Source organism: Telluria sp. ZB4P34 (assembly GCF_059686055.1).
The window spans coordinates 1-24,116 of the sequence record NZ_JCASIF010000026.1 but is presented as its reverse complement, the minus strand read 5'-3'; the positions used below and the strand labels follow the sequence as shown (position 1 = coordinate 24,116).

At 66.1% G+C, this 24,116-nt stretch carries 25 protein-coding genes; 13 read left to right on the top strand and 12 right to left on the bottom strand.

What is annotated here, in order from left to right:
• From AC56KL_RS22690 to AC56KL_RS22665, 6 genes are all read left to right on the top strand, one after another.
• On the top strand, nucleotides 1–1,311 hold a 1,311-nt coding region (locus AC56KL_RS22690; protein ID WP_497182445.1), incomplete at its 5' end, for a hypothetical protein.
• 83 nt (nucleotides 1,312–1,394) lie between these two features.
• Nucleotides 1,395–1,784 carry a hypothetical protein gene (locus tag AC56KL_RS22685; RefSeq protein WP_497182444.1) on the top strand — a complete coding sequence of 130 codons (390 nt, stop codon included), beginning with the start codon at nucleotides 1,395–1,397 and terminating at the stop codon, nucleotides 1,782–1,784.
• A gap of 13 nt (nucleotides 1,785–1,797) precedes the next feature.
• A complete protein-coding gene (locus tag AC56KL_RS22680; protein ID WP_497182443.1) occupies nucleotides 1,798–2,487 on the top strand; it encodes a C39 family peptidase in 690 nt (229 codons plus the stop codon).
• A 10-nt stretch (nucleotides 2,488–2,497) separates the two neighbouring features.
• A complete protein-coding gene (locus AC56KL_RS22675; protein ID WP_497182442.1) occupies nucleotides 2,498–3,016 on the top strand; it encodes a hypothetical protein in 519 nt (172 codons plus the stop codon).
• Between the two features lie 36 nt (nucleotides 3,017–3,052).
• Nucleotides 3,053–4,531: a hypothetical protein gene (locus tag AC56KL_RS22670; protein ID WP_497182441.1), complete on the top strand. Its 1,479-nt coding sequence runs from the start codon at nucleotides 3,053–3,055 to the stop codon at nucleotides 4,529–4,531.
• A gap of 212 nt (nucleotides 4,532–4,743) precedes the next feature.
• Nucleotides 4,744–4,950 carry a cold-shock protein gene (locus AC56KL_RS22665; protein ID WP_497182440.1) on the top strand — a complete coding sequence of 69 codons (207 nt, stop codon included), beginning with the start codon at nucleotides 4,744–4,746 and terminating at the stop codon, nucleotides 4,948–4,950.
• A 232-nt stretch (nucleotides 4,951–5,182) separates the two neighbouring features.
• On the opposite strand, the gene AC56KL_RS22660 is transcribed toward AC56KL_RS22665, so the two are convergent.
• From AC56KL_RS22660 to AC56KL_RS22650, 3 genes are all read right to left on the bottom strand, one after another.
• A complete protein-coding gene (locus tag AC56KL_RS22660; RefSeq protein WP_497182439.1) occupies nucleotides 5,183–6,406 on the bottom strand; it encodes an RNA polymerase sigma factor in 1,224 nt (407 codons plus the stop codon).
• A 16-nt stretch (nucleotides 6,407–6,422) separates the two neighbouring features.
• On the bottom strand, nucleotides 6,423–6,773 hold the full coding sequence (locus tag AC56KL_RS22655; RefSeq protein WP_497182438.1) for a YciI family protein: 351 nt from the start codon (nucleotides 6,771–6,773) through the stop codon (nucleotides 6,423–6,425).
• A gap of 101 nt (nucleotides 6,774–6,874) precedes the next feature.
• Entirely contained in the window at nucleotides 6,875–7,504 is a 630-nt protein-coding gene (locus AC56KL_RS22650; protein WP_497182437.1) for a LysE family translocator, read from the bottom strand.
• Nucleotides 7,505–7,590: 86 nt separating this feature from the next.
• Here AC56KL_RS22650 and AC56KL_RS22645 point away from each other — a divergent pair, with 86 nt between their 5' ends.
• Together AC56KL_RS22645 and AC56KL_RS22640 are read left to right on the top strand one after the other, a co-directional pair.
• Nucleotides 7,591–8,562 carry a helix-turn-helix transcriptional regulator gene (locus tag AC56KL_RS22645; RefSeq protein ID WP_497182436.1) on the top strand — a complete coding sequence of 324 codons (972 nt, stop codon included), beginning with the start codon at nucleotides 7,591–7,593 and terminating at the stop codon, nucleotides 8,560–8,562.
• A 284-nt stretch (nucleotides 8,563–8,846) separates the two neighbouring features.
• The gene (locus AC56KL_RS22640) at nucleotides 8,847–9,476 is read left to right on the top strand and encodes a PEP-CTERM sorting domain-containing protein (protein ID WP_497182435.1); all 630 of its coding nucleotides are present in this window, start codon (nucleotides 8,847–8,849) and stop codon (nucleotides 9,474–9,476) included.
• Nucleotides 9,477–9,862: 386 nt separating this feature from the next.
• On the opposite strand, the gene AC56KL_RS22635 is transcribed toward AC56KL_RS22640, so the two are convergent.
• The 8 genes from AC56KL_RS22635 to AC56KL_RS22600 form a co-directional block, all read right to left on the bottom strand.
• Nucleotides 9,863–11,056 carry an MBL fold metallo-hydrolase gene (locus tag AC56KL_RS22635; RefSeq protein ID WP_497182434.1) on the bottom strand — a complete coding sequence of 398 codons (1,194 nt, stop codon included), beginning with the start codon at nucleotides 11,054–11,056 and terminating at the stop codon, nucleotides 9,863–9,865.
• A 176-nt stretch (nucleotides 11,057–11,232) separates the two neighbouring features.
• Nucleotides 11,233–11,649 carry a gamma-butyrobetaine hydroxylase family protein gene (locus AC56KL_RS22630; protein WP_497182433.1) on the bottom strand — a complete coding sequence of 139 codons (417 nt, stop codon included), beginning with the start codon at nucleotides 11,647–11,649 and terminating at the stop codon, nucleotides 11,233–11,235.
• An 11-nt stretch (nucleotides 11,650–11,660) separates the two neighbouring features.
• Nucleotides 11,661–12,098: an HIT family protein gene (locus AC56KL_RS22625; RefSeq protein WP_497182432.1), complete on the bottom strand. Its 438-nt coding sequence runs from the start codon at nucleotides 12,096–12,098 to the stop codon at nucleotides 11,661–11,663.
• The gene (locus AC56KL_RS22620) at nucleotides 12,095–16,102 is read right to left on the bottom strand and encodes a DUF3683 domain-containing protein (RefSeq protein WP_497182431.1); all 4,008 of its coding nucleotides are present in this window, start codon (nucleotides 16,100–16,102) and stop codon (nucleotides 12,095–12,097) included. Before AC56KL_RS22620 ends, AC56KL_RS22625 begins: the two co-directional genes overlap by 4 nt.
• A gap of 248 nt (nucleotides 16,103–16,350) precedes the next feature.
• A complete protein-coding gene (locus tag AC56KL_RS22615; protein WP_497182430.1) occupies nucleotides 16,351–16,956 on the bottom strand; it encodes a transglutaminase-like domain-containing protein in 606 nt (201 codons plus the stop codon).
• On the bottom strand, nucleotides 16,953–17,273 hold the full coding sequence (locus AC56KL_RS22610) for a hypothetical protein (protein WP_497182429.1): 321 nt from the start codon (nucleotides 17,271–17,273) through the stop codon (nucleotides 16,953–16,955). The genes AC56KL_RS22615 and AC56KL_RS22610 overlap by 4 nt, the downstream gene beginning before the upstream one ends.
• A gap of 45 nt (nucleotides 17,274–17,318) precedes the next feature.
• Nucleotides 17,319–17,723: a class I SAM-dependent methyltransferase gene (locus tag AC56KL_RS22605; RefSeq protein ID WP_497182428.1), complete on the bottom strand. Its 405-nt coding sequence runs from the start codon at nucleotides 17,721–17,723 to the stop codon at nucleotides 17,319–17,321.
• 7 nt (nucleotides 17,724–17,730) lie between these two features.
• On the bottom strand, nucleotides 17,731–18,234 hold the full coding sequence (locus AC56KL_RS22600; RefSeq protein WP_497182427.1) for a YqaA family protein: 504 nt from the start codon (nucleotides 18,232–18,234) through the stop codon (nucleotides 17,731–17,733).
• Nucleotides 18,235–18,455: 221 nt separating this feature from the next.
• Between AC56KL_RS22600 and ilvA the strand changes: the two genes are divergently transcribed.
• The 5 genes from ilvA (at nucleotide 18,456) to rapZ (ending at nucleotide 23,883) form a co-directional block, all read left to right on the top strand.
• Nucleotides 18,456–19,994 (top strand): threonine ammonia-lyase, biosynthetic, encoded by a 1,539-nt coding sequence (gene ilvA, locus AC56KL_RS22595; protein ID WP_497182426.1) that lies wholly within the window; start codon nucleotides 18,456–18,458, stop codon nucleotides 19,992–19,994.
• Between the two features lie 187 nt (nucleotides 19,995–20,181).
• Nucleotides 20,182–21,012, top strand: coding sequence for an NADPH-dependent 7-cyano-7-deazaguanine reductase QueF (queF, locus tag AC56KL_RS22590; RefSeq protein WP_497182425.1), 831 nt, complete (start codon nucleotides 20,182–20,184; stop codon nucleotides 21,010–21,012).
• Nucleotides 21,013–21,365: 353 nt separating this feature from the next.
• The gene (locus AC56KL_RS22585) at nucleotides 21,366–21,851 is read left to right on the top strand and encodes a PTS sugar transporter subunit IIA (RefSeq protein WP_497182424.1); all 486 of its coding nucleotides are present in this window, start codon (nucleotides 21,366–21,368) and stop codon (nucleotides 21,849–21,851) included.
• Between the two features lie 65 nt (nucleotides 21,852–21,916).
• On the top strand, nucleotides 21,917–22,852 hold the full coding sequence (gene hprK / locus AC56KL_RS22580) for an HPr(Ser) kinase/phosphatase (RefSeq protein WP_497182423.1): 936 nt from the start codon (nucleotides 21,917–21,919) through the stop codon (nucleotides 22,850–22,852).
• Nucleotides 22,853–23,004: 152 nt separating this feature from the next.
• Nucleotides 23,005–23,883 carry an RNase adapter RapZ gene (gene rapZ, locus AC56KL_RS22575; protein ID WP_497182422.1) on the top strand — a complete coding sequence of 293 codons (879 nt, stop codon included), beginning with the start codon at nucleotides 23,005–23,007 and terminating at the stop codon, nucleotides 23,881–23,883.
• Between the two features lie 152 nt (nucleotides 23,884–24,035).
• Here rapZ and AC56KL_RS22570 read toward each other — a convergent pair.
• A partial coding sequence (locus tag AC56KL_RS22570) for an IS3 family transposase (RefSeq protein ID WP_497182192.1) occupies nucleotides 24,036–24,116 on the bottom strand: 81 nt, incomplete at its 5' end.

The following is a 24,116-nucleotide window of genomic DNA, read 5'->3' as shown; positions in this document are numbered from 1 at the left end:
GGCGCCACCGGCGGTGCAGGCGGCGGTTCGGGCGCCACCGGCGGCATGGGCGGCGCAGGCGCTGCAGGCGGCGCAGGTACCGGCGGCCTGGGCGGCGCGGGCACCGGCGGCGCAGGCGGCGAGACCGGCTCGCTCGACGGCGGCAACGGCGGCGCCAACGGCTCCACCACCGCAGGTGCTGGCGGCATGGGCGGCGGTTCGGGCGCCACCGGCGGCGCAGGCGCAGCAGGCGGCGCAGGCGCAGCAGGCGGCATGGGCGGCGCAGGCGGCTCGTCGACCGGTTCGACCCAGACTGCAACGGCCGGCGCAACCGGCGGCGCAGCCTCGAACGGCGACAACATGGCGACCTCGGGTTCGGGCGGCATGCCTGGTTCGGGTTCGGACGCAGGCGCAGGCACCGGCGGTGCAAGCGGCGGCGCTGGCACCACCAGCGGCGCGATCAGTGCAGGCTCGAGCAATGCCGACGGCACCGCCAACACCGGCGGTGACTCGACCTCGGGCGCAGGCGGTGCAGGCGCAGCAGGCGGCAACGGCGCAGCCGGCGGCGCAGGCGGCACCGGCACCTCGACCGGCGGCGCAGGCGCCTCGGGCGGTGCAGCAACCGGCGGTACCGGCGGTGCAGGCGCAGCCCTGAGCGGCACCGGCGGCGCAGGCGCTGCGGGCAGCGGCGGCGCGGGCGCTTCGGGCGCCGGCGGTGAAGGCGGCGCAGGCGGCGCAGGCGCAGCAGGCACCGCGACCGGCGGCGCAGGCGCAGCAGGCACCTCGACTGCAGGCGCAGGCGCTTCGGGCACCTCGACCGGCGGCGCAGGCGCGGCAGGCGGCATGGGCGGCACCGGCGGTGCAGGCGGCTCGGGCGGCGACGGCGGCTCGGGTGCTGCCGGCGGCAACGGCGCAGCAGGCGGCATGGGCGGTTCGGGCGCAGCCAGCGGCTCGGCTTCGAACACCGCCGGTAGCGGCGCAGCAGGCGGCGCCGCCACCAACGGCGATTCGGCCAGCGGCGACGGCACCTCGGGCACCGGCACCGGCGGCGCCGGCGGCGCAGGCGGCAACGGCGGCACCACCAACGGCGGCGACGGCGGCATGGGCGGCACCATCTCGGTGGGCGAAGCCATGGGCGGCGCCGGCGGCGCCGGCAGCGGCGGCAACGGCGGCACCCAGTCGGTGACCACCGGTTCCTTCGACATGTCGAACACCATGTCGAACATCGCCCAGTCGGCTGCCGGCGTGTCGGTGATCAGCCAGAACAACGGCTTCTCCTCGCTGGTCCAGCAGAGCGTCAACGTTCAGTCGAACATGAACGTCGGCAAGTAATCACGGTGAAGTACTGTAGGTAAGCAGCAAAGACCGCCGCGTGGCATCCGCCGCGCGGCGGTTTTCCGACCCGAGGAGATTGTATGAAACCTGTGAACCGATGCTTGCTGGCGGTGCTGATCGCGCTACCACTGGCGGTCCAGGCCGCCGATCCGGAGAAGCTGCCGGTGAAAATCAGCTTCCTGAACGAAGTCAGGGTGGCGCCGAGCACGCAGGCTGCGGCCGGCAGCTGGGGCGAAGCCGCGGCAAGCGAACGCCTGGAGCGCACCACCGGCAAGGACGACACCATCCACACCGAAGCGGTGCTGGGCGGTACGGTGGGCAACAACACCGCGCTCAACACGGTCAGCGGCAACAACATCATCGACAGCGGTTCGTTCGCGAACGCCCAGGGTTTGCCGATGGTGATCCAGAACAGCGGTTCGAACGTGCTGATCCAGAACGCCACCGTCATCAACCTGCGGCTGCAATGAGCATGAACGCCTTATGAAACAGGTTCTCGCCATCTGCGCCGCCATCGGCGGCATGGTCCTGGCGCCCGGGTGCCCGGCGTCGAGCATCGAGCTGGCCGTTGGACAGCGCGTCACGGTGCCGGTCACCACTTTAAAAGACATCAAGTTCCGCAAGACCACCCGCCAGCAGTACGACTTCAGCTGCGGATCGGCGGCACTCGCCACCCTGCTGACCTATCACTACGCCACGCCGGTCACCGAAAAGGAAGTCTTCGAGAAGATGTTCCAAATCGGCGACCAGGCCAAGATCCGCCAGCAGGGCTTTTCCCTGCTCGACATGAAGCGCTACCTGGCCACCCGCGGCTTTACCGGCGACGGCTTCCAGCAGCCGCTCGACAAGCTGCTCGACGCAAAACTGCCGGCGATCGTGCTGGTGTCCGACCGCGGCTACAACCACTTTGTCGTCATCAAGGGTTCCGAGGATGGCCGTATCCTGCTCGGCGACCCGGCCACCGGCGCCCGCACCGTCACCCGCGAGCGCTTCATGGAGATCTGGGCCAACAAGCTGCTGTTCGTGATCCACAGGTATCCCGCCGCAATAGGCAAGGTAGCCTTCAACCGCGCCGACGACTGGCGCACCGTCCCCCGTGCGCCGCTCGGCGCGGGCATCAATGTCGAACAGTACAGCCAGAGCCTGCCGAAATTCGGCCCTGGCGATTTTTGAAAGGAATACCATGCACTGGCTCACACATGCATGCCGGGGCCTCATGGCCGCGCTGCTGGCCGGAGCCTGCACCGCAGCGCTGGCTGCAGGAAAAGCACCCGTGATCAATGCGGAAGAATGGGCGCCGGTGGACACCGGCACGCTCGACAATGCGCGCGGCGGCTTCGAGGTGCCGGGCGGCCTCAACATCTCCCTGGGAATCGAGCGGGTGGTGTCGATCAACGGCGAAGTCCTGTCGCGCACCAACGTCGTGATTCCGGACGTGGCCTCGATGTCGGCCGACCAGGTCAGGGCGGCCGGCGAGGCGCTCGGCACTGCGCGCCTGATCCAGATGGGAGGCAGCAATTTCGCCCCCCAGGACATCGGCCTGGGCAGCGGCGCCACCCTGGTCCAGAACAGCCTGGATCACCAGAACATCATGGCGCAGACGACGATCAGCTCGACCGTCAACGCCATGGCGCTCATCAAGGACATTAATTTTCACTCAACCATTCGTGAGGCAATCGTGCGCTCGGCAGGAAACCTGTAACATTGCAATAATATTAACCTGCCGATGGAGAAACGAATGTCCAATCACGTCGCGCGCCTGGGCGCCGCCGGGCTGGCGGCGATGCTGCTGGCCCCGGTCGCCCACGCGCAGCAGCCTTCGCAACAGGAAAACGTCCAGGACAAGGGCGCCGAACTGGCGACCCTGAAGGCCGAGCTGGCCGCCCAGCGTGCGCTGGTCGACAAGCTGATGCGCGAACTGCAAGCCCAGCGCGCCCAGATCGACCGCATCGAGCAAAGGCGCGACGGCGCGCCGGTGCTGGCGGAAAACCTCGAACAGCCCCCACGCGCCGACGACCTGCTGCTGGACGAACAGCGCGGCACGGGCGGCCAGAACGCGGGCGCAGCGGCGGCTGCGCCGGCGAATGCGCCGAACAACGCGCAGGGCAATGCGCAGAGAACTGCCCAGAACACGCCCCAGAACAACAACCGTCCACCGTCGACCCCGGCGCCCTTGGCCCCGGGACCGGCCCAGCCGGCCGCCCGCGCACCCGTCCAGGCCCAGCAGAACACTGCCGGCAACAACCAGAAGGACCAGCGTCCGCCCGAGGTGGCGCCGCTGTTCGATGCCCCGGGCGTGCTGACCCCGCGCGGCAAGTACATCCTGGAACCGGCGTTGCAGTTCGGCTACTCGTCGAGCAACCGCGTGGCCCTGGTCGGCTACACCGTGATCCCGGCGCTCCTGATCGGCCTGGTGGACGTGCGCGAGGTCAAGCGCAACACCTTCACCGGTTCGCTCACTGCCCGCACCGGCCTGAGCAACCGGATGGAAGTCGAGGTCAAGGTCCCCTACGTGTACCGTTCGGACGCCACCGTCAGCCGCGAGATCTTCACCGGCACCGCGGTCGAGCGCGTGTTCAGCACCAGCGGCAAGGACCTGGGCGACATCGAGATCGGCACCCGCTACCAGCTCAACAACGGCGGTCCGGACAAGGCCTACTGGATCGGCGGCCTGCGCTACAAGTCGGTCACCGGCAAGGACCCGTTCGAGGTGGTGACCGACTGCCAGACGCGTTGCATCGGCGAGAACGTCACCGGCACCGGCCTGCCGCTGTCGCTGCCGACCGGTTCGGGCTTCCAATCGCTGCAGGGTAACCTGACCTTCCTGTTCCCCTCCGACCCGGCCGTGTTCTTCGGCAGCGTCAGCTACCTGCACAACTTCAAGCGCAGCAATGTCGAGCGCCTGGTGCGCAACGACGTGCGCGAGCCGCTGGGCGAGCTGGAACCGGGCGCGATCATCGGCTTCAACTTCGGCATGGGCCTGGCGCTGAACGACAAGGCCTCGCTCAGCCTGGGCTACGACCACAGCACGGTGGGCCGCATGAAGCAGAACGGCGTCAACGTGCCGGGATCGGTGCGCACCCAGCTCGGCACCCTGCTGCTCGGCTATTCATACCGCTTCAACGAAAAGCGTTCGCTGAGCATCGCGGTGGGGGCCGGCGTCACCCGCGACACCCCGGACGTTTCGCTCACGGTGAGGATGCCATTTAACTTTTGAGCAGCCCGGCCAGGCTGACATTGAACAGGATGGCAGCCGCTCCCGGGACTGGCGGCTGCCACCTGAAAAAAGTGGGGCGCACGATTGAAAAACGCCCTTGCTTTTGAAAATTAGTCTCTATAATTAATTTTGCAATGTTGGGCCCGTTTTGGTTTTTCACCTTCAGGCAGCCAACGATGCGATAACACAGATAACTTAATGAGGGAATTACCATGGCGACTGGCACTGTAAAGTGGTTTAACGATGCAAAAGGTTTTGGCTTCATCACCCCGGACGGCGGCGGCGAAGACGTCTTTGCGCACTTCTCGGCCATCAACAGCCAAGGCTTCAAGTCGCTCGCGGAAAACCAGCGCGTGACCTTCGACATCACTGCCGGCCCAAAAGGCAAGCAGGCAGCGAACATCCAGCCGCAGGCGTAATACGCCGCTGCCCTGGCTAGCCAGGGCAGGCGAAAGGATCAGGCAAGAAGCGGGAGCACGTCGATGGACGTGCTCTTTGTTTTTGTAGGCGACGCCACGGCATCGTAGGGTGGGCGGCTCCACGGGAACTCGACCAGGCGCCGGCCGTAGCGCCGCCCACGCGGGGATCGCTTGCAGCGAGATCATCCGGCGCGTGCGCGGAGCCGCCAGCAATCACCGCTTGGGCGTCCGTTCAGAGCGCCGACCGCCGGGCCAGCAGCCAGGTCCGCTCGACCGCATTGCCGGCCAGTTCGGCCGCGCGCGCATAGGCCGCCGCCGCTGCGGGCAGTTCGCCAAGGCGCCGGTGGAATGCGGCGCGCGCGGCATGCAGGTAGTGCGAGGTTTCCATTCCGGCGATGCGCTCCAGCGCCTGCAAGCCCTGACGGGGTCCATGCGCCATGCCCTGCGCTACCGCCGCGTTCAACTGCACCACAGGCGTTGGGAGATGGCGCAGCAGGGCGCCATACAGGGCGGCGATCTGCGCCCAGTCGGTCTCGGACGCGCGCCGGGCCTTGCCGTGCAGCGCCGCGATGGCGGCCTGGATCTGGTAGGGCCCGGGACGGCGCAATGCCAGGGCCGCGTCCAGCACCGACACCCCCTCCGCGATGGCGGTCCGGTCCCACAGGCTGCGGTCCTGCCGTTCCAGGGTCAGCAGCTCGCCCAGCGCGGACACGCGCGCCGCGCTGCGTGCGTGGCTGAGCAGCATCAGGGCCAGCAGGCCGAGCACCTCGGCCTGCTCCGGCATCAGTTCCCGCATCAGGCGGCCAAGGCGGATCGCTTCCCGGCACAGCTCGGCGCGCACCAGGCGCGTGCCTTCGGTGGCGCCGTAGCCTTCGTTGAAGACCAGGTAGATTACCTGCAGCACGATGGCCAACCGCCCAGGCAGGTCCGCCGCCGCCGGAACCGCGAAGGGGATCCCGGCATCGGCGATCTTGCGCTTGGCGCGCACCAGGCGCTGCGCGGTCGTCGCTTCGCGCTCGCAGAAAGCGCGGGCGATCTCACGGGTGGACAGCCCGCACAGGGTGCGCAGCGCCAGGGCGCTTTGCGCGCGCGGGTCCAGGGCCGGATGGCAGCAGGTGAAGATCAGCCGCAGCCGGTCGTCGTCCATTCCCGCATCGGCCGGCCCGCTTGCCTCTGGCGGCGGCTCCGCCTCGAGACGGGCGAGCACCTCGCTCGAATCGTCCAGGGTGCGCGCCGCGCGGCGCAGGATGTCCAGCCCGCGGTTGCGCGCCACAGTGCTGAGCCAGCCTGCCGGATTGTCCGGCAGGCCGTCCCGGGGCCAGCGCGCGAGGGCGCGCGCGTAGGCGTCCTGCAGCAGGTCCTCGGCCAGGCCGATGTCGCCGAAACGGCGGATCAGCCCGGCCAGTACCTTGGCGCCTTCGCGCCGGCACACCTCGTCGACGATGCGCGCCACCATCGCTGCCAGCCCGCCTTCAGCTGTTGTTCACCAGCGGGCGCAGCTCGATCGAACCGTGTCCGGCCGATGGACACCTGGCCGCCCACTTGATGGCCTCGTCGAGGTCGTCGCACGCGATCAGGAAGTAGCCGCCGAGCTGCTCCTTGGTCTCGGCAAAGGGCCCGTCGCTGCAAACCAGCCTGCCGTCGCGCAGGCGCACCGTGGTGGCGGCATGCACGGGGGCGAGTTCGGAACCGCCGCGCAGCACGCCGGCCGCTTCCATCTCTTGCGCGTAGCGGCCGTAGTCGGCCATGACGGCGGCCAGTTCCGCCTGCGGCATGTCGGCGTACAGCTGTTCGTCGGCGTAAATCAGGATCATGTATTCCATGTCGGTCTCCAATAGGGTCACCCGGACGCCCGGGCCCTCATGACGAATGACATTGCCGTATCTCGACAGAAATGTCGACAGCTCGGAAAAAATATTTTTGTTCAGCTCCATCCCTGCAGCACGGTCAGCAGGGCGGCGCCGAGCAGCACCGCGCCGACCGCGCGCGCCGCCGCCAGCCCGGCGCGCGGATTTCCCGCCAGCCAGCGGTGCGCGCGCACCGCGCCGACCGCCACCGCGCCATACACGGCCGCCTGGGTGAAGCTCGTGATCAGGCCCAGCGCCGCCGCCTGCGCCCACAGCTGCCCGCGTTCAGGGCGCAGGAACTGCGGGAAGATCGCCAGCATGAACACATAGGCCTTCGGGTTGAGCAGGCAGGTGAGCATCCCCTGCAGGAAAACGGAACGCCCGCGCGGCGCGCGCGCCGCGGTGGGCAAGGCCAGCGCGTCGCGCGTACGCAGCAGCGTCCAGCCGATCCATCCGACGTAGAGCGCTCCGGCCAGCAGCACTGCATTGAACAGCGGCGGCCACACGGCCAGGATGGCTGCCACGCCGAGCACGCCCATCACGATGTGGGCAGCGCCGCCCAGCATGATGCCGCCGACTGCGGCGAGTCCGGCGCCATTCCCGCCGCGCAGGGCGCTGGCCAGCACGAAGGCCATGTCCAGCCCCGGCAAGGCGATCACGCCGAATACCACCACGAAGAACAGGCCCAGGTGGGCAAGATCAGCCATGTGTTTCCCGTCAAGTCAGTATCGAAGCCTGCACGATAAGGGCGAAACAGGACATAATCTGCCCTAATTAATTTAAAAAACGAGTCATGAGCAAACCTTTGACGCGCGTGCTGGCGGTGCTGGAACTGCTGCAGGCCCACGGCCAGGTCAGCGGCGCCGGGATTGCGGCACGGCTGGACGTGGACATGCGCACCGTGCGGCGCTACATCGCCGCGCTGGAAGAGATGGGCATCCCCGTGATCGCGGAGCGCGGCCGGGCCGGCGGCTACGCGCTGGTGGCCGGATTCCGGCTGCCGCCCATGATGTTCAGCGACGACGAAGCGCTGGCGCTGTCGGTCGGCCTGCTGGCGGCGCGCAACCTCGGGCTCGACCGCGCGGCGCCGGCGGTGGCGAGCGCGCAGGCCAAGCTGGAGCGCACCATGCCGGCGCAGCTGCGCCAGCGCGTGCGGGCAATCGACGAGACGGTGCAGCTCGGCCTGCGGCGCGCCGATGCGTCGAGCGGCCAGGGGGCGCTCGCGCAACTGTCGGTCGCCGCCCGTACGGGCCGGCGCGTGCGGCTGGACTACGTCGATGCGGCCGGGACGGCGTCGGAGCGCGAGGTGGACACCTATGGCCTGGCCTTCCACGACGGGGGCTGGTATGCGGTAGGGTGGTGTCATCTGCGCGACGCCGTGCGTTCGTTCCGGCTCGACCGGATCCGCTCGGCGGACTCGCTGGAGCAGCGCTTCGAGCGGCCGGCGCAGTTCGACGCGCTGGGCTACCTGGTGCGCTCGGTGGCCACCCTGCCCCGCGCCTGGACGGTCGAGGTGCTGCTCAGGACGAGCCTGGAACGGGCGCAGGCGCAGTTCTTCGATACGATCGGCGTGTTCGAACAGGCGGAGGGCGGCGTCGTGATGCACAACCAGTCTGACGACATCGCGTGGTTCGCGCGCCAGCTGGCGAGCCTGCCGTTCGGGTTCGACATCAGGAACCCGCCGGAATTGCGTACGGCAGTCAGGGAATGCGCGGAAGCCTTGTTGAGGCAGCTGCAGGACGGGCTGGTGAAAACCGACTGCTAAGCCGTGCTGCTCCGCACGGTAATGTCCTGGGCACACGACGCCGCCCGCCATGTGTACGACATATACACGCAGTACCGCAGCGGCGAGACGACAGCACCCCTCGGAGCAGCCTGCACATGTTCTCCCTTTATAAACGTTCGTATTTGTCGGGAAACTTTACACTCCGCGCTACCTTTTAGTTAACAACGAGTGGAAACAAGTACTTATGTTTCTGGCGCGAAATTTGCTTGTTAAGCAAGCCAGTTAAATTGGCGTCTAACAATAATCTCCTGAAAGGTGTGAACATGTCGCGTACTCTTCCAGCATTGCTGTCAATCGGGAGCCTGGCTTTCGCTCTGGCCTCGTCCCCCGCGATCGCCGGCCCATTGTTGAACCCGAGCTTCGAGTCCGGCTTCAGCGATTGGACGGTCTCAGGGGACTGGACTATTCAGCCGGGCGGCGCGTCCACGGGTCCTACTCCATGGGGCTGGTTTAATGCTGGTGCAAAAGATGGCGCCTTCTATGCGGAATCTGGCCCCATGGGCAACGAGAGCAGGGGAAGCATTACCTCGTCACTGGTGACAGCAAGCAATCGCTACCTGAGTTTTTGGCATTCCTCCAATCAGTCGCCCAACCACAGCTATGGCGTTGCGCGGATTCTGGCAGCAAATGGAAGCACCGAACTCGCCACGCTGGTCCCGCTGGGTCAAAACGATAGCGTATGGCGCGAGTGGACCTTTGACCTACAGACGATCGGACTGAACGCGAGTGATCAGTTCTATTTTTCTTATAGCAATGACGCAAGCTGGAGCGTCATCGACGGCGTCAGCATCCACGGTGAGGCGCTGGCAAATGCAGTGCCCGAACCTGGGACCTACAGCCTGCTGCTGGCCGGCGTTGCGCTGATGCTTGGGACGCGCCGCCGCAAGCAGTGAACTGATCTGGATCCGAAACCCGCTGCATGCGGGTTTCATTTCACGCAAGCTCGACCGCATCCAGGCGGCACGCGACCGGAGCGGACAGACCGTCGACGCCGTCACTGGACACGGCGCACTGACAGTGCCGGAACAGGAGCCCACCAGCTTCCCAGCTTCCCAGGCTGGATCGGCAAGTGTTGCTGGTGCGCGAAGCGCATGCGGCGTACCGCAGTTTCGCCCGCAAGCACGGCTTGCGTACCGTGGAGCAATTGCTGCGGCTTGGGACGAGCCTGGAGGATGACATCGCGTGGTTCGCGCGCCAACTGGCGAGCCTGCCGTTCGGGTTCCAGGTCCGGCGGCAGCCGGATCTGTGCGAAGCGCTCAGGGAGTGCGCGCAGGCGCCGTTAGGGACGCTGCAGTTGCAAGGGCGATTCGCCCGGCCTGCCGGTCGGTGCGCCCGGAAGTTTGCCGACCGTGCGCCACCAGGCGCTGCCGGCATGGGGCTGAAGCAGCGACAGGGCCTCGCCGAACTGCGGCGTGGCCACCGGCACACCCTGGGCGACACCCAGCGCCGTGATGCGCTCGAACGGATCGTCCCAGGCATGGGTGGACAGGTCGAAGGTGCCGTTGTGCACCGGCAGCAGCCATTTCGCGCGCAAATCACCCGCGGCGCGCAGCGATTCGTGCGGCTGCATGTGGGATTGCCAGCTCGGACTGTAGGCGCCCACTTCCAGCATTGCCATGTCGAACGGGCCATAGCGTTCGCCGATGGTGCGGAAAGCCGGGTGGTAACCGGTGTCGCCGCTGAAGAACAGGCGCAGGTCGCCGGCCAGCACCACCCAGGACGCCCACAGCGTCTTGTTGCGGTCGTTGAGTCCACGGCCCGAGAAATGCTGCGCCGGTACGGCGACCAGCCGGACGGCGCCGACCTCGGTGGTTTGCCACCAGTCGAGCTGGCGCACCTTGCCGGGGTCGACACCCCAGTCCACCAGGCGATCGCCCACGCCCAGCGGCGTGATGAACTGGCGCACCCGTGGCGCCAGGGTCATGATGGTGTCGTAATCGAGATGGTCGTAATGGTCGTGCGACAGGATCACAGCTTCGATCGGCGGCAGCGCGTCGAGTCCGACCGGCGGCGGATGAAAGCGCTTGGGCCCGGCCCATTGCACCGGCGAAGCGCGTTCCGAGAAGATCGGGTCGGTCAGCCAGTACTTGCCGGCGATCTTGAGCAGCAGGGTCGAGTGGCCCAGCCGCCAGACCGTGTTGTCGGGCGCGGCCAGCACCGCTGCCTGGCTCATGCGCTGCAGTGGCAGCGGTCCCGGCGGCACCGTGCCCGGCGGTTTGTCGAACAAAAACTTCCACAAAAGCCCGAGCCTGCCGAACATGCCCTGCGACTGCGCGGGCGGCGGTGGCGCAACACGGCCCGGCACCGCCGGATTCACGAACACGCCGTTGCGCTGCTGGGGTGAATCGGGATAGGCGCGGACGAAGCCGCCGTTCGACGACGGAATCGTCGCCGCGCAGCTGGCCAGGATGGCCAGGACCAGGACAACCAGTACCGTGCGCAAGGGAGCGCCTGAAACGATCGGGATTCGCATGACTGCGCCTTGGATTCGGAAAGCACACATCATAACCCGTCAGTTCCGGCGGGCAACTATTTCATTAGGCTAAGCCTCGACCGTAATGCGCAGCGGCAGACATTCGCCAGGCCGTGCTTTCGCTCGGCCGCCCGCTCTTTTCAGGAAGATAGGTCGAGAGAAATCGCCGGACCTTGCTAGTGGTGATGCCCGCACCCGGACTTCGGCGCCGCTCCCGGCAGTTCCGTGCCCGGCGCGCGCCCGCTGTCGCCCTCGAAACCCGCCGCATGCAGGCGGCCGAGGTACTGCTGCCACAGCGCTGCGCCCTCGCTGCCCAGCTTGTAAAGGTAGTCCCAGGTGAAGATGCCGCTGGCGTGCCCATCGTCGAACAGGGGCTTGATGGCGTAGTTCCCGACCGGCTCCACGCCCGTGATGCCGACCTCGCGCTTGCCGAGTTGCAGGACTTCCTGGCCCGGGCCGTGGCCCTTCACCTCGGCCGACGGCGAATACACGCGCATCAGCTCGAAGGGAATGGAAAATTGGCTTCCGTCGTCGAAGGCGATATCCAGCACGCGCGACTTCTGGCGCACGGCGATGTCTGTTGGGATGGGCATGGAGTCTCCTCTTATTCGTTGAAACGCCTGGCGATCGCGGCAGCCAGGCCGGGCAGCAGGGCGCGGCGTGCGGCCAGGGACGCTTCGTCGGTCTGGCGCGCGGCCTGGGCCCACACCGGCGCCGGAAAGTGCGCATCGTCCGCGTAGCGCGGAATGATATGCCAGTGCAGGTGCGGCACCACGTTGCCGAGGCTGGCCACGTTCACCTTCAGCGGCTGCATGACCTCGCGCACCGCCTGTTCGACCCGGTACACGGCCTCGTTCAGCAGCAGGCGGTCATCGATCGACAGGTCGCTCATCTCGCGCACGTGCGCGCGCCAGATGACGCGGCAAAAGCCCGGATAGGCCGCATCGTCGACGATGATGACCGAATACTTCTCGTCCTGCCAGACGATCGGCACGGCGAGGTCGCACAGTTCGCAGCCGGGCTGGCGACGCACTTCCTTCATACCAGCACCCTTTCGATACCGCCGTTGTTGGCGCGGGCGACGTAGTCGGGCATCCAGTTCTCGCCCAGCAGGTGGCGCGCCATCTCGACCACGATGTAGTCGGCGGTGGTGCCGGAATCGTGGTTGTAGCGCGACAGGCCCTGCAGGCAGGACGGGCAGCTGGTGAGGATCTTCACCTCGCCCTTGAAGCCGTCATCGCGCAGTTTATCCGCGCCCTTCTCCATCTCGCCCTGCTTGCGCGAACGGACCTGGGTTGCGATGTCCGGACGGCTGATGGCGAAGGTTCCCGACTCGCCGCAGCAGCGGTCGTTCTTCTCGATCTTCACCTTGTCGACGGTCGACACCAGCGCATTCACGGTCTTGAGCGAATCCTGCATCTTCATCGGCGTGTGGCAGGGATCGTGGTACATGTAGCGGGTGCCGGTGACGCCTTCCAGCTTCACGCCCTTCTCCATCAGGTATTCGTGGATGTCGATAAGGCGGCAGCCCGGGAAGATCTTGTCGAACTCGTAGTTCGCCAGCGAGTCGTAGCAGGTACCGCATGACACCACGACCGTCTTGATGTCCAGGTAGTTCAGCGTGTTGGCCATGCGGTGGAACAGCACGCGGTTGTCCGTCACCATCTTGTCGGCCTTGTCGTACTGGCCGGCGCCGCGCTGGGGATAGCCGCAGCACAGGTAGCCCGGCGGCAGCACGGTCTGCACGCCCACTTCCCACAGCATCGCCTGGGTGGCCAGGCCCACCTGCGAGAACAGGCGCTCCGAACCGCAGCCCGGGAAGTAGAACACGGCTTCGGTGTCGGCGTTGGTCGCCTTCGGGTTGCGGATGATCGGGATGACCTTGTCGTCCTCGATGTCGAGCAGCGCGCGCGCCGTCTTCTTCGGCAGGTTGCCCGGCATTTTCTTGTTGATGAAGTGGATCACCTGCTCGCGCACCGGCGCCTTGCCGGTGGTCGGGGGCGGCGCTTCCACCTGCGGCTTGGCGAAGCCGCGCAGCAGCTGGTTGCCCATGCGCTGGGCCTTGTAGCCGAGGTCCACCATTGCCTTGCGGGTCAGGTTGATGGTGGTCGGGTCGGTCGCGTTCAGGAAGAACATGGCGGCGCGGTTGGCCGGCTTGAAGCTGCGCTTGTCCATCTTGCGCAGCAGGTTACGCATGTTCATCGAGACGTCGCCGAAGTCGATGTTCACCGGGCACGGTGTCACGCACTTGTGGCACACGGTGCAGTGGTCGGCCACGTCCTCGAATTCTTCCCAGTGGCGGATCGACACGCCGCGGCGGGTCTGCTCTTCGTACAGGAAGGCTTCGATCAGCGCCGAGGTCGCGAGGATCTTGTCGCGCGGCGAATACAGCAGGTTCGCCTGCGGCACGTGGGTGGTGCAGACCGGCTTGCACTTGCCGCAGCGCAGGCAATCCTTGATGCTGTTGGCGATCTCGCCGATGTCGCTCTGCTGCATGATGAGCGATTCGTGGCCCATCAGGCCGAAGGACGGGGTGTAGGCGTTGGTGAGGTCGGCCGACACTGCGGTCGTGTTGAGCAGCTTGCCCTTGTTGAAGCGGCCTTCCGGATCGACGCGTTCCTTGTAGTCGCGGAATTCGCGGATCTCTTCGTCGGTGAGGAACTCCAGCTTGGTGATGCCGATGCCGTGCTCGCCCGAGATCACGCCGTCCAGCGAACGGGCCAGCCGCATGATCCGCTCGACCGCCTGATGCGCGTCCTGGAGCATCGCGTAGTCGTCCGAGTTCACCGGCAGGTTGGTGTGCACGTTGCCGTCGCCCGCGTGCATGTGCAGGGCCACGAACACGCGCGAGCGCAGCACGCGCTTGTGGATGGCCGTGCACTCGTCGAGGATGCATTTGTAGGCGGCGCCGTTGAAGATCTGGCGCAGCGGCGCACGCAGTTCCCCCTTCCAGGAGATGCGGATGCTGTGGTCCTGCACCACGTCGAACAGGCGTGCGTCCGGCTGGGCGCCAATACGCTGGTCGAGCGTCGCCGACAGCGCATCCAGGCCCAGTTCATCGAGCTTGCCGCGCACGTCGCGCAGCGGAGCGTCGAGGTTGGCCAGGATGAAGCCCCAGCGCGCGGCAACCTGCCGTACCAGCGCCACCGCCTGCTGCGGGCGGTCGCCCAGGATCTCGTTGCGGTCGACGCTGTCGCCGGTGGCGTCATCGCTCTTCTCGATCGGCAGGTGGTCGTTCGACAGGTAGCCATGCAGCTGCTCGGCGAGCTGCAGCTTGTTCTTGATCGACAGCTCGACGTTGATGCGCTCGATGCCGTCGGTGTACTCGCCCATGCGGTTCAACGGGATCACCACGTCTTCATTGATCTTGAAGGCGTTGGTGTGGCGCGCGATGGCCGCGGTGCGGGCGCGGTCGAGCCAGAATTTCTTGCGCGCTTCCGCGCTCACGGCCACGAAACCTTCGCCGACGCGGGTGTTCGCCAGGCGCACCACCTCCGAGGCAGCGATCGCCACGGCGTTCTCGTCGTCGCCGACGATGTCGCCGAACAGCGCCATCTTGGGCAGCACGCCGCGCTTCGATTTGGTGGCATAGCCGACCGCGCGCAGGTAGCGCTCGTCCAGGTGTTCCAGGCCCGCCAGGCGCAGCGTGGCGAAGGCCGGGTCGCCGTTCTTCGGCAGGCTGTCGAGGTAGTCCTTGATCTCGACGATCGATGGAATCGCGTCGCGCGCCTGGCCGAAGAATTCCAGCGCCACGGTGCGGGTGAACTTCGGCATCTTGTGCAGGATCCAGCGGCTTGACGTGATCAGGCCGTCGGTGCCCTCTTTCTGGATGCCCGGCAGGCCGGCCAGGAATTTATCCGTGACGTCCTTGCCCAGGCCTTCCTTGCGGAAGCGCCGACCTTCGATGGTGAGCGTCTCGACCCGGAACGGCTCGCCCTTCATGGCGCCGCGCGGCGTCGGATGGGTCCATTCGAGTTTGAAAGTGGCCACCGGCGCATCGTGGATCTTGGACAGGTTGTGGTCCATGCGCGTGACTTCCAGCCAGTCGCCGTTCGGGTCGACCATGCGCCACGAGGCCAGGTTGTCCAGGGCCGTGCCCCACAGGACGGCCTTCTTGCCGCCCGCGTTCATGGCGATGTTCCCGCCGATGCAGGACGCGTGCGCCGAGGTCGGGTCGACCGCGAACACGAAGCCGGCCTTTTCCGCTGCCTGCGACACGCGCTGGGTGACCACGCCGGCATAGGTATGGATGGTCGCGTATTCGCGGTCCAGGCCCGGCAGGCGTGTCATTTCGACTTCGCCCAGGCCGATCAGTTTTTCGGTATTGATCACGGCCGACATCGGCGTGAGGGGAATAGCGCCGCCGGTATAGCCGGTGCCGCCGCCGCGCGGGATGATGGTGAGACCGAGTTCGATGCAGCCTTTCACGAGGCCGGCCATCTCTTCCTCGCTGTCCGGGAGCAGGACGAGGAAGGGATATTCGACGCGCCAGTCGGTGGCGTCGGTGACGTGCGAAATGCGGTGCATGCCGTCGAAGCGGATGTTGCGCTTGTCGGTGTAGGCGCCCAGCACCTGCCTGGCGCGCTTGCGCAGGTCGTAGGTCTCGCGGAACTCGCGCGCGAAGTCGTCCACGGCCTTGCGCGCCGCGGCGAGCAGTTGTTCGACGGCGCTGCTGCGCGACGCCGCCCCCTCCGCATCGCCTTCGGACGCATCGGCGCTCAGGCGGCGCTTGTCGACTTCGCCCAGGCGGTGGTGCAGCGCGTCGATCAGCTTCTGGCGGCGCTTCGGGTTGTCGAGCAGGTCGTCCTGCAGGTAGGGATTGCGGCGCACCACCCAGATATCGCCCAGCACCTCGTACAGCATGCGCGCCGAACGGCCGGTCTGGCGCGCACCGCGCAGCTCGTCGAGCAGGCGCCACGAAGACTCGCCCAGCAGCCGGATCACGATCTCGCGGTCGGAGAATGAGGTGTAGTTGTACGGGATCTCGCGCAGGCGCGCAGGAGCGTTGTCGGCGAGCAGGGTATGGATGTGTGCGGGCGCGTTCATGGGATCTAAGGCCTGGATGCTGAAGCGTCGGTCGGACGGGTCCGAAGGACATTCATTCTAGCTTATTGCGGTGCACCACGCTGAGCGCTGCCGGAAAACCCGCGCGCCCCCACGCAAGGAAATGCCAATATGCAAGCTCCTGTGCAAATTTCCTTTGCACGGAATGCCCGGTGAGCATCATTCGTTTGCATGCGGACGATGAATGGCATATTGCATAAGGCCGGGCCACGGCCGCGTCCGCAACTGCGCTAGGCGGCGAGCGCGGCGTCCGGCAGGGCCGCCAGCACCTGCTCATAACTGGCGCAGCGCTCCAGGGCTTCCACCACCACCGGCAGCGGCTCGGCCCAGATCCCGGGCAGGTCGCCTTCGCCGGGGCTGGACGGCGCAAAGGGCAGTACCTCGCGCGGCGGATCGAAGCGCGCCTCCCTGCCGGGCTTGTTGCCGCGCGGGTCGATCCGGTACCAGCCGTGGTCCTGCAGGTACACCGCGTTCAGGCCATGCAGGCAGTAAGGCGCCGCGCTGTCCCCGGTGGCCAGGCGCTGGTAGCACAGTCCTGCCGGGATGCCGTTGGCCCTGAGCAAGGCCGCCAGCAGGTGGCTCTTGGCGTAGCAGAATCCGGTCGCATGATGCAGTACGCTTGACGCCTTGCAGGTGACCGGGTTGCGCCGGAAGTCCGCGCTATGCGCGATCTCGTCGCGCACGAAGGTGAAGCAGGCGCGCACGATCCCGGCTTCGTCCTCGGCGGTGCCGGGTTGCCTGCCGCCGGCCAGCCGGCGCGCCGTCGCCAGCACGTCCGGCGCAGCGAAGTCGATGTAGGTGCTTGCGCCGAGGTAGCGCGCCAGGTCCGGCCTCATGGCTGCGCCGCGGGGGCCTGGACGATCAGGCGTTCGAGCCTTGCCGTCGCACGCGCATCCATCGGCACGGAACGCAGGCAGTCGAGGACCTGCGCACGCACCGGCTCGCGCTTGACGACATTGCAGGTGAGCGCCAGTTCGGTCAGGAAGGCCTGTTCCGGCTCCGGCAGGGCAGTGATGGCGGGCCAGACGAGGCGCAACTGCTCCTGCGTCGATGCCGAATGCGAACTCAGCATGTACTTGGCGCCGAAGAAGCCGAAGATCCCCAGCATGGCGAGGATGGCGAACAGGAACAGAAGGCTGGGAGGCTTGGTCATGGCCGCGATGATACCCGACCCTGGCGCGCAGCGAAGACCCGGGCGTCAACCCGGCCTGGCGCGCGGCGCCGGCGCGTCGTATTCGACGAACAGGCGCCCGCCTGGCGCCAGCCAGCACTCGGCCAGCGCCCGCGCCCGTTCCGGCTCGTCCTCGAACAGGCGCACCCGCATGGCGAACACCTTGTCGAAACGCTGCTCGCCGGGATCGAGCGTTTCGAGCGCCCCCTCCACGAAGGCGGCGCGGCCCGTGCCGACGAATTCCGCGTTGCGTTTCGTGGCGGCCTCGATCATCCTGGCCGAGCGGTCGATGGCCAGGTAGCGTCCCCCGTCCAGCAGGCGGCAGACCAGGGAGGCAGCCACGCCGTGTCCGCAGCCGATCTCGAGCACGCGGTCACCCGGCTGGACCTCCATTGCCGCGACAAAGCGCGCGATGCGATCCGGAGCGGACATGGACGGTTCAGCCGATCAGGCGCTCGAAGAAGTCGCCGAGCGTCTTCCAGACGCCGTCCGGGATATAGAGCAGCACGGCCGTCATGGTGACGTAGCGCAGGAACTTGCCGATCGCCATATACATCACGCTCGGCCAGAACGGCAGGTGCAGCCAGCCAGCCAGCGTGCACAGCGGATCGCCCACGCCCGGCACCCAGGACAGGAGCATGGTCTTGGCGCCGTATTTTTTCAGCCAGCCGAACCAGCGGCTCTGGCGCTCCTTGGCGAAGGCGATCTTGGCGCGGTAGCCGATAAAGTAGTCGACCGCACCGCCCAGCGTGTTGCCCAGGGTGCCGACGAAGATGGCCGGCCAGAACATGGCCGGATTGGCCTTCACGACGGCGAACACGGCCGGTTCCGACCCGAGCGGCAGCAGGGTGGCCGAAATAAAGCTGATGATGAAGATGGAGCTCAGCCCGACGGTCGGTGCGGCGAGGACGTTCAGCAGCCAGAGGACGGCGTTTTCGATCATCTAGGTGTGGGCTCGGAGAGGCTCAGTCAGCGGGCTTGAGCAGTTGCGATAATGGTCCATTATAATGAGGATCACTTAACGTAACGACACAATACGCCGAGCTGACACCCAGCGCGCCGTATCGCCACTTCGTCCCCGGCCACCCTCCGAGTAGAACAGTGTGCGTCGTCCGGACCCACCGGCCCATCCCCTGCCGGTACCGAAACAGCCGATTGCCGACCATGACTACCGACTACCTCAAGAGAATCCTGACCGCCCGCGTCTACGACGTGGCCCAAGAAACCCCGCTCGAATACGCGCCCACGCTCTCCCAGCGCATGCATAACCGCATCTACTTCAAGCGCGAGGACATGCAGAGCGTGTTCAGCTTCAAGCTGCGCGGCGCCTACAACAAGATGGCGAACCTGACGCCGGAATCCTTGAAACGCGGCGTGATCTGCGCCTCGGCCGGCAACCATGCCCAGGGCGTGGCGCTGTCGGCGGCGCGCCTGGGCTGCCGCGCCCTGGTGGTGATGCCGACCACCACCCCGCAGGTGAAGGTCGACGCCGTGAAGGCGCGCGGCGGCGCCAATGTGGAGGTCGTGCTGCACGGCGACTCCTACACCGACGCCTACCACCACGCGCTGCTGCTTGAGAAAGAGCAGCGCCTGACCTTCGTCCACCCTTTCGACGACCCCGACGTCATCGCCGGCCAGGGCACCATCGGCATGGAGATCCTGCGCCAGCATTCCGGGCCGATCCACGCGATCTTCGTGGCCATCGGCGGCGGCGGCCTGGTCGCGGGCGTGGGCGCCTACGTGAAAGCGGTGCGTCCGGACATCAAAGTGATCGGCGTGCAGACCATCGATTCCGATGCCATGGCCCGCAGCCTGAAGGCGGGCGAGCGCGTGACCTTGACGGACGTGGGCCTGTTCTCGGACGGCACCGCGGTGCGCCTGGTGGGCGAAGAGACCTTCCGCGTGGCCCAGCAGGTGGTGGACGAGATCATCATCGTCGACACCGATGCGATCTGCGCCGCGATCCAGGACGTGTTCCAGGACACCCGCAGCATCCTCGAGCCGGCCGGCGCGCTGGCGGTGGCGGGCGCCAAGGCCTACATCGAGCGCTCGCAGATGGCGCGCACCCCCGTGAAAGGCGAGACCCTGGTGGCGGTGGCCTGCGGCGCCAACATGAACTTCGACCGCCTGCGCTTCGTGGCGGAACGGGCGGAGCTCGGCGAATCGCGCGAAGCCGTGTTCGCGGTGACCATCCCCGAGCAGCGCGGCAGCTTCCGGCGCTTCTGCGCGCTGGTCGGCCCGCGCAACGTCACCGAATTCAACTACCGCATCAGCGACGCGCGCGAGGCGCACATCTTCGTCGGCGTGCAGGTGGGCAGCCGCAGCGAGTCCGGCCTGCTGGCGCGCACCTTCGAGGAACACGATTTCCGCACGCTGGACCTGACCGGCGACGAACTGGCCAAGCTGCACATCCGCCACCTGGTGGGCGGAAAAAGCGCGCTGGCGCAGGACGAATTGCTGTATCGTTTCGAGTTTCCCGAACGGCCGGGGGCGCTCATGCGCTTCCTCGACAGCATGGCGCCGAACTGGAACATCTCGCTGTTCCACTACCGGAACCAGGGCGGCGACGTGGGACGCATCCTCGTCGGGCTGCAGGTGCCGGCGGCGGAGATGGAGGAGTTCCGGGAGTTCCTGGCGACGCTGGGGTACCGGTATTGGGATGAGAGCAGCAATCCGGTGTACAAGCTTTTCCTGGGCGCCTAGTATTCGACTGATCGCATCCCGATATGATGCAGGTCGTACGCGCCACTGGCGCCTGCGACTTCCGGCAAAGGCCGGAGCCTAATTTACGTACCGCAGTGTTATCCACGCTGCGAGTACGCAACTTTTCGTTGAACGCGCGGTCGGCGAAGCCGACCACCCTACGGTGCCACAAGCATCCACGATTTCTATGAATACTCCTGATCAATCGCCCCTCGGCAAATCTTCCGCCTACCAAAGCCAGTATGCCCCCGAGCTCCTGTTCCCGATCCCGCGCCTGCAAAAGCGCGAGGAAATCGGCCTGGGCACGGGCACCCTGCCCTTCTTCGGCGTCGACATCTGGAACGCCTACGAGCTGTCCTGGCTGAACATGCGCGGCAAACCGCAGGTGGCGATCGCCACCATCACGGCCCCGAGCGATTCGCCCAACATCGTCGAATCGAAGTCCTTCAAGCTTTACCTGAATTCCTTCAACCAGACCCGCCTGGCCGGCACGGACGCGCTGGTGGAACTGCTGCGCCAGGACCTGTCCGCCGCCTTCGGCGCGCCGGTCCACGTCGCCGTCACGACGCCGGACGCCTTCGGCAGCCTCAGGATGGGCGAGCTCGACGGCACCCTGCTCGACCGCCTGGACGTGGAAATCGACCAGTACCTCCCTTCGCCGCAACTCCTGAGCGCCAGCCTGGAGGAAGCGCCGGTCGAGGAAACCCTGGTGTCGCACCTGCTGAAGTCGAATTGCCTGGTCACCGGCCAGCCGGACTGGGGCACGGTGCAGATCCGCTACGTCGGCCCGCAGATCGACCAGGAAGGCCTCTTGAAGTACCTGATCGGTTTCCGCGAGCACAATGAATTCCACGAGCAGTGCGTCGAGCGCATCTTCATGGACGTGCTGCGCCAGTGCAAGCCGACCAAACTCGCAGTCTATGCGCGCTACACCCGCCGTGGCGGCCTCGACATCAATCCATGGCGCGCGAATTTCAGCACCGGCAAACCGGGCAACCTGCGCACCGCGCGCCAATAACCGGAAACGCGCACGCTTGCAAGGCGCCTGTGCGTTTTCAGCCACAGCTCTCCCCCAGCTTTCGATGCCAATACGGCACGAAAAACAGGCTGATCAAAAAACGGGCAGAATGCGTCTAAAAGACGGCGACAGCGCCTTGCCACAAGCATTTGCGGCGGTCTGGACGAATTTTCGTTTAAGAAATTGCGTTTTGTTGTTAAGCGGATTTCATGGCAAAACCATACGCTTTCGCGGACTCGTCCCCATATAGCGGACTGTATGCTTGTACAGATGCGAAATCGTATGTCACTGCCCTGAAACAGGCCTATAATTCCGCCTCGCAAGCACCCTACCCTGTGCACGGCACACTAGTTATGACGAACCTTAGCAAAATCCTCTCGCTCGACAACGTGCAGCTGGACCTGGAAGTCTCCAGCAAGAAACGCGCCTTCGAGCAGGCTGGCCTGATTTTCGAAAACAACTGCGGCATCGCGCGTTCGACCGTGTCGGACAACCTGTTCGCACGCGAGCGGCTCGGCTCCACCGGCCTCGGCCGGGGCGTGGCCATTCCGCACGGACGGATCAAGGGCTCCAAGAGCCTGAAGTCGCCGCTGGCCGCCTTCGTGCGCCTGCGTGAACCGATTCCCTTCGAATCGCCGGACGGCCAGCCGGTGAGCCTGCTGTTCTTTCTCCTGATCCCGGACCACGTCACCCAGCAGCACCTCGAGATCCTGTCGGAAATCGCCGAGCTGTTTTCGGACGATGCCGTGCGCGATGCGCTGGCCACCGACCCGGACCCGAAATCGGTGTACGAGAGAATTATCAACTGGCAACCCAGCTTGCAGGCCTCGCTGGGCTGAGCATGGCCGGCTAATTAGGTTAGACTATCTACGCGGAAATTTCACCGCGTACCCATGCCATGCCCATGCTGCAGTCTCCGCTGACCATCCAACGGCTGTACGACGATAACCGCGACAGTCTCCAGCTCGGCTGGTTCGCCGGCTTCCCCGGCGGCGAGCGGCAAATCGCGGGCGACGCTGCCTCGGCCGCCGACCAGGTCGGCCACCTGAACCTGATCCACCCGGGCCGCATCCAGGTCTTCGGGCACCAGGAACTGAACTACTACCACCGCCTCAAATCCGGCTCGCGCACCCACGTGATCGGCGAGCTGATCGGCGGCGGCCCGCCGGCGCTGATCATCGCCCAGGGCCTGGAAACCCCGCCCGACATCCTCGCCATCTGCGACGAGCAGAACATCCCCCTGTTCTCGACCCCGCTGCCGGCGGCGCAGGTGATCGACTTCCTGCGCGTGTACCTGTCGAAGAAGCTGGCGCAGCGCGTCATCATGCATGGCGTGTTCATGGACGTGCTGGGCGTGGGCGTGCTGATCACGGGCGACTCCGGCCTGGGCAAGAGCGAGCTGGGCCTGGAACTGATCTCGCGTTCGCACGGCCTGGTAGCCGACGACGCGGTGGAATTCTCGCGCATCGCCCCAAACATGATCGAGGGCCGCTGCCCGCCGCTGCTGCAGAACCTGCTGGAAGTGCGCGGCCTGGGCCTGCTGGACATCAAGGCGATCTTCGGCGAGACGGCGGTGCGCCGCAAGATGCGCCTGAAGCTGATCGTACACCTGGTCAAGCGCGGTGCGCTGGACGAGGAAGTCGAGCGCCTGCCCTTCCACTTCCCCACCGAGGACGTACTCGGCCTGCCGGTGCGCAAGGTGGTGATTCCCGTGGCGGCCGGCCGCAACATCGCGGTGCTGCTCGAGGCCGCCGTGCGCAACACCATCCTGCAGCTGCGCGGCATCGATACGCTGCAGGAATTCATGGAGCGGCAACGTCAAGCGATGAGCGGAGATTGAGTGTTGCTAAGGAGTCTTCCCTTGCAAGGGAAGACCGTTCCGCAGGCGCGGAGCATGCTCCGCGAAACCCCTGCTCCACCAACGTCAAGCCATGAGCGCCGACTGAGCCCATCCCGCAGACAAGCCATGGGCGCTTGCGGTATCATCGTCCCATGCACATCGTCCTCATTACCGGTATCTCCGGCTCCGGCAAGTCGGTTGCCCTGAATGTCATGGAAGACGCGGGATATTACTGCGTCGACAACCTGCCGCCGGCCCTGCTGCCGGCCCTGATCTACGCGGTCAGTGAAAAAGGCACGGACAAGATCGCCGTCGCCGTCGATGCGCGCAGCGCCGAGTCGCTGGTGGAATTGCCGGTGAGCGTGCGCCACCTGAAAGAGGAAGGCCACAACGTCAAGGTGATGTTCCTCACCTCGAGCACGCATTCGCTGGTGGCGCGCTTTTCCGAAACCCGCCGCAGCCATCCGCTGTCGCACGAGCTGCGCCCCGGTGAAAATCCCGCGTCGCGCCGCACCCTGATCGAATGCATCGCAGAGGAACGCGAGCGCCTGTCGGCGATCGAGAACCTGGGCCACGTGATCGACACCTCGGAACTGTCGGCCAACAAGCTGCGCGCCTGGATCAAGGAACTGGCCGACCTCGAGCATGCTCCGCTGACGCTGTTCTTCGAGTCCTTCGCCTTCAAGGTCGGGGTGCCGCTCGATGCCGACTTCGTGTTCGACGTGCGGGCGATTCCGAATCCCTATTACGACCTGGCGCTGCGTCCGCTGACCGGCAAGGATGGGCCGGTGATCGCCTTCCTCGACGCCCAGCCGAGTGCGACCGAGATGCTGGAAGATATCCGCGCGTTTGTCGCCAAGTGGCTGCCCTCGTTCAAGACCGACAACCGTTCCTACCTCACCGTGGCGGTGGGCTGCACCGGCGGACAGCACCGCTCGGTGTACATGGCGGAGCGGCTGGGGGCGTATTTCGGGAAGACCGAGCGGGTGATCGTACGGCATCGGGAGCAGCCGAAGCACGCGGCGGTGTGATCAACGGGCGGCTGTTGCATCGTCGTAGGGTGGTCGGCTCCGCCGACCGCGCGTTCAAACAGAGGATGCAGTAAGGCGTCGCGTCGATTCAGGATCGCGTTGAACGCGCGGTCGGCGAGTGAACTGACCCCAAATTGTTGGACGTTAAGTCGTTAAGCGCCCATGGCCTGGGTCCTGTACTGTACAGGGCTTTGGCCTTTTAGTTTAAGTTTGATGCGGTCGTTATTGTAATA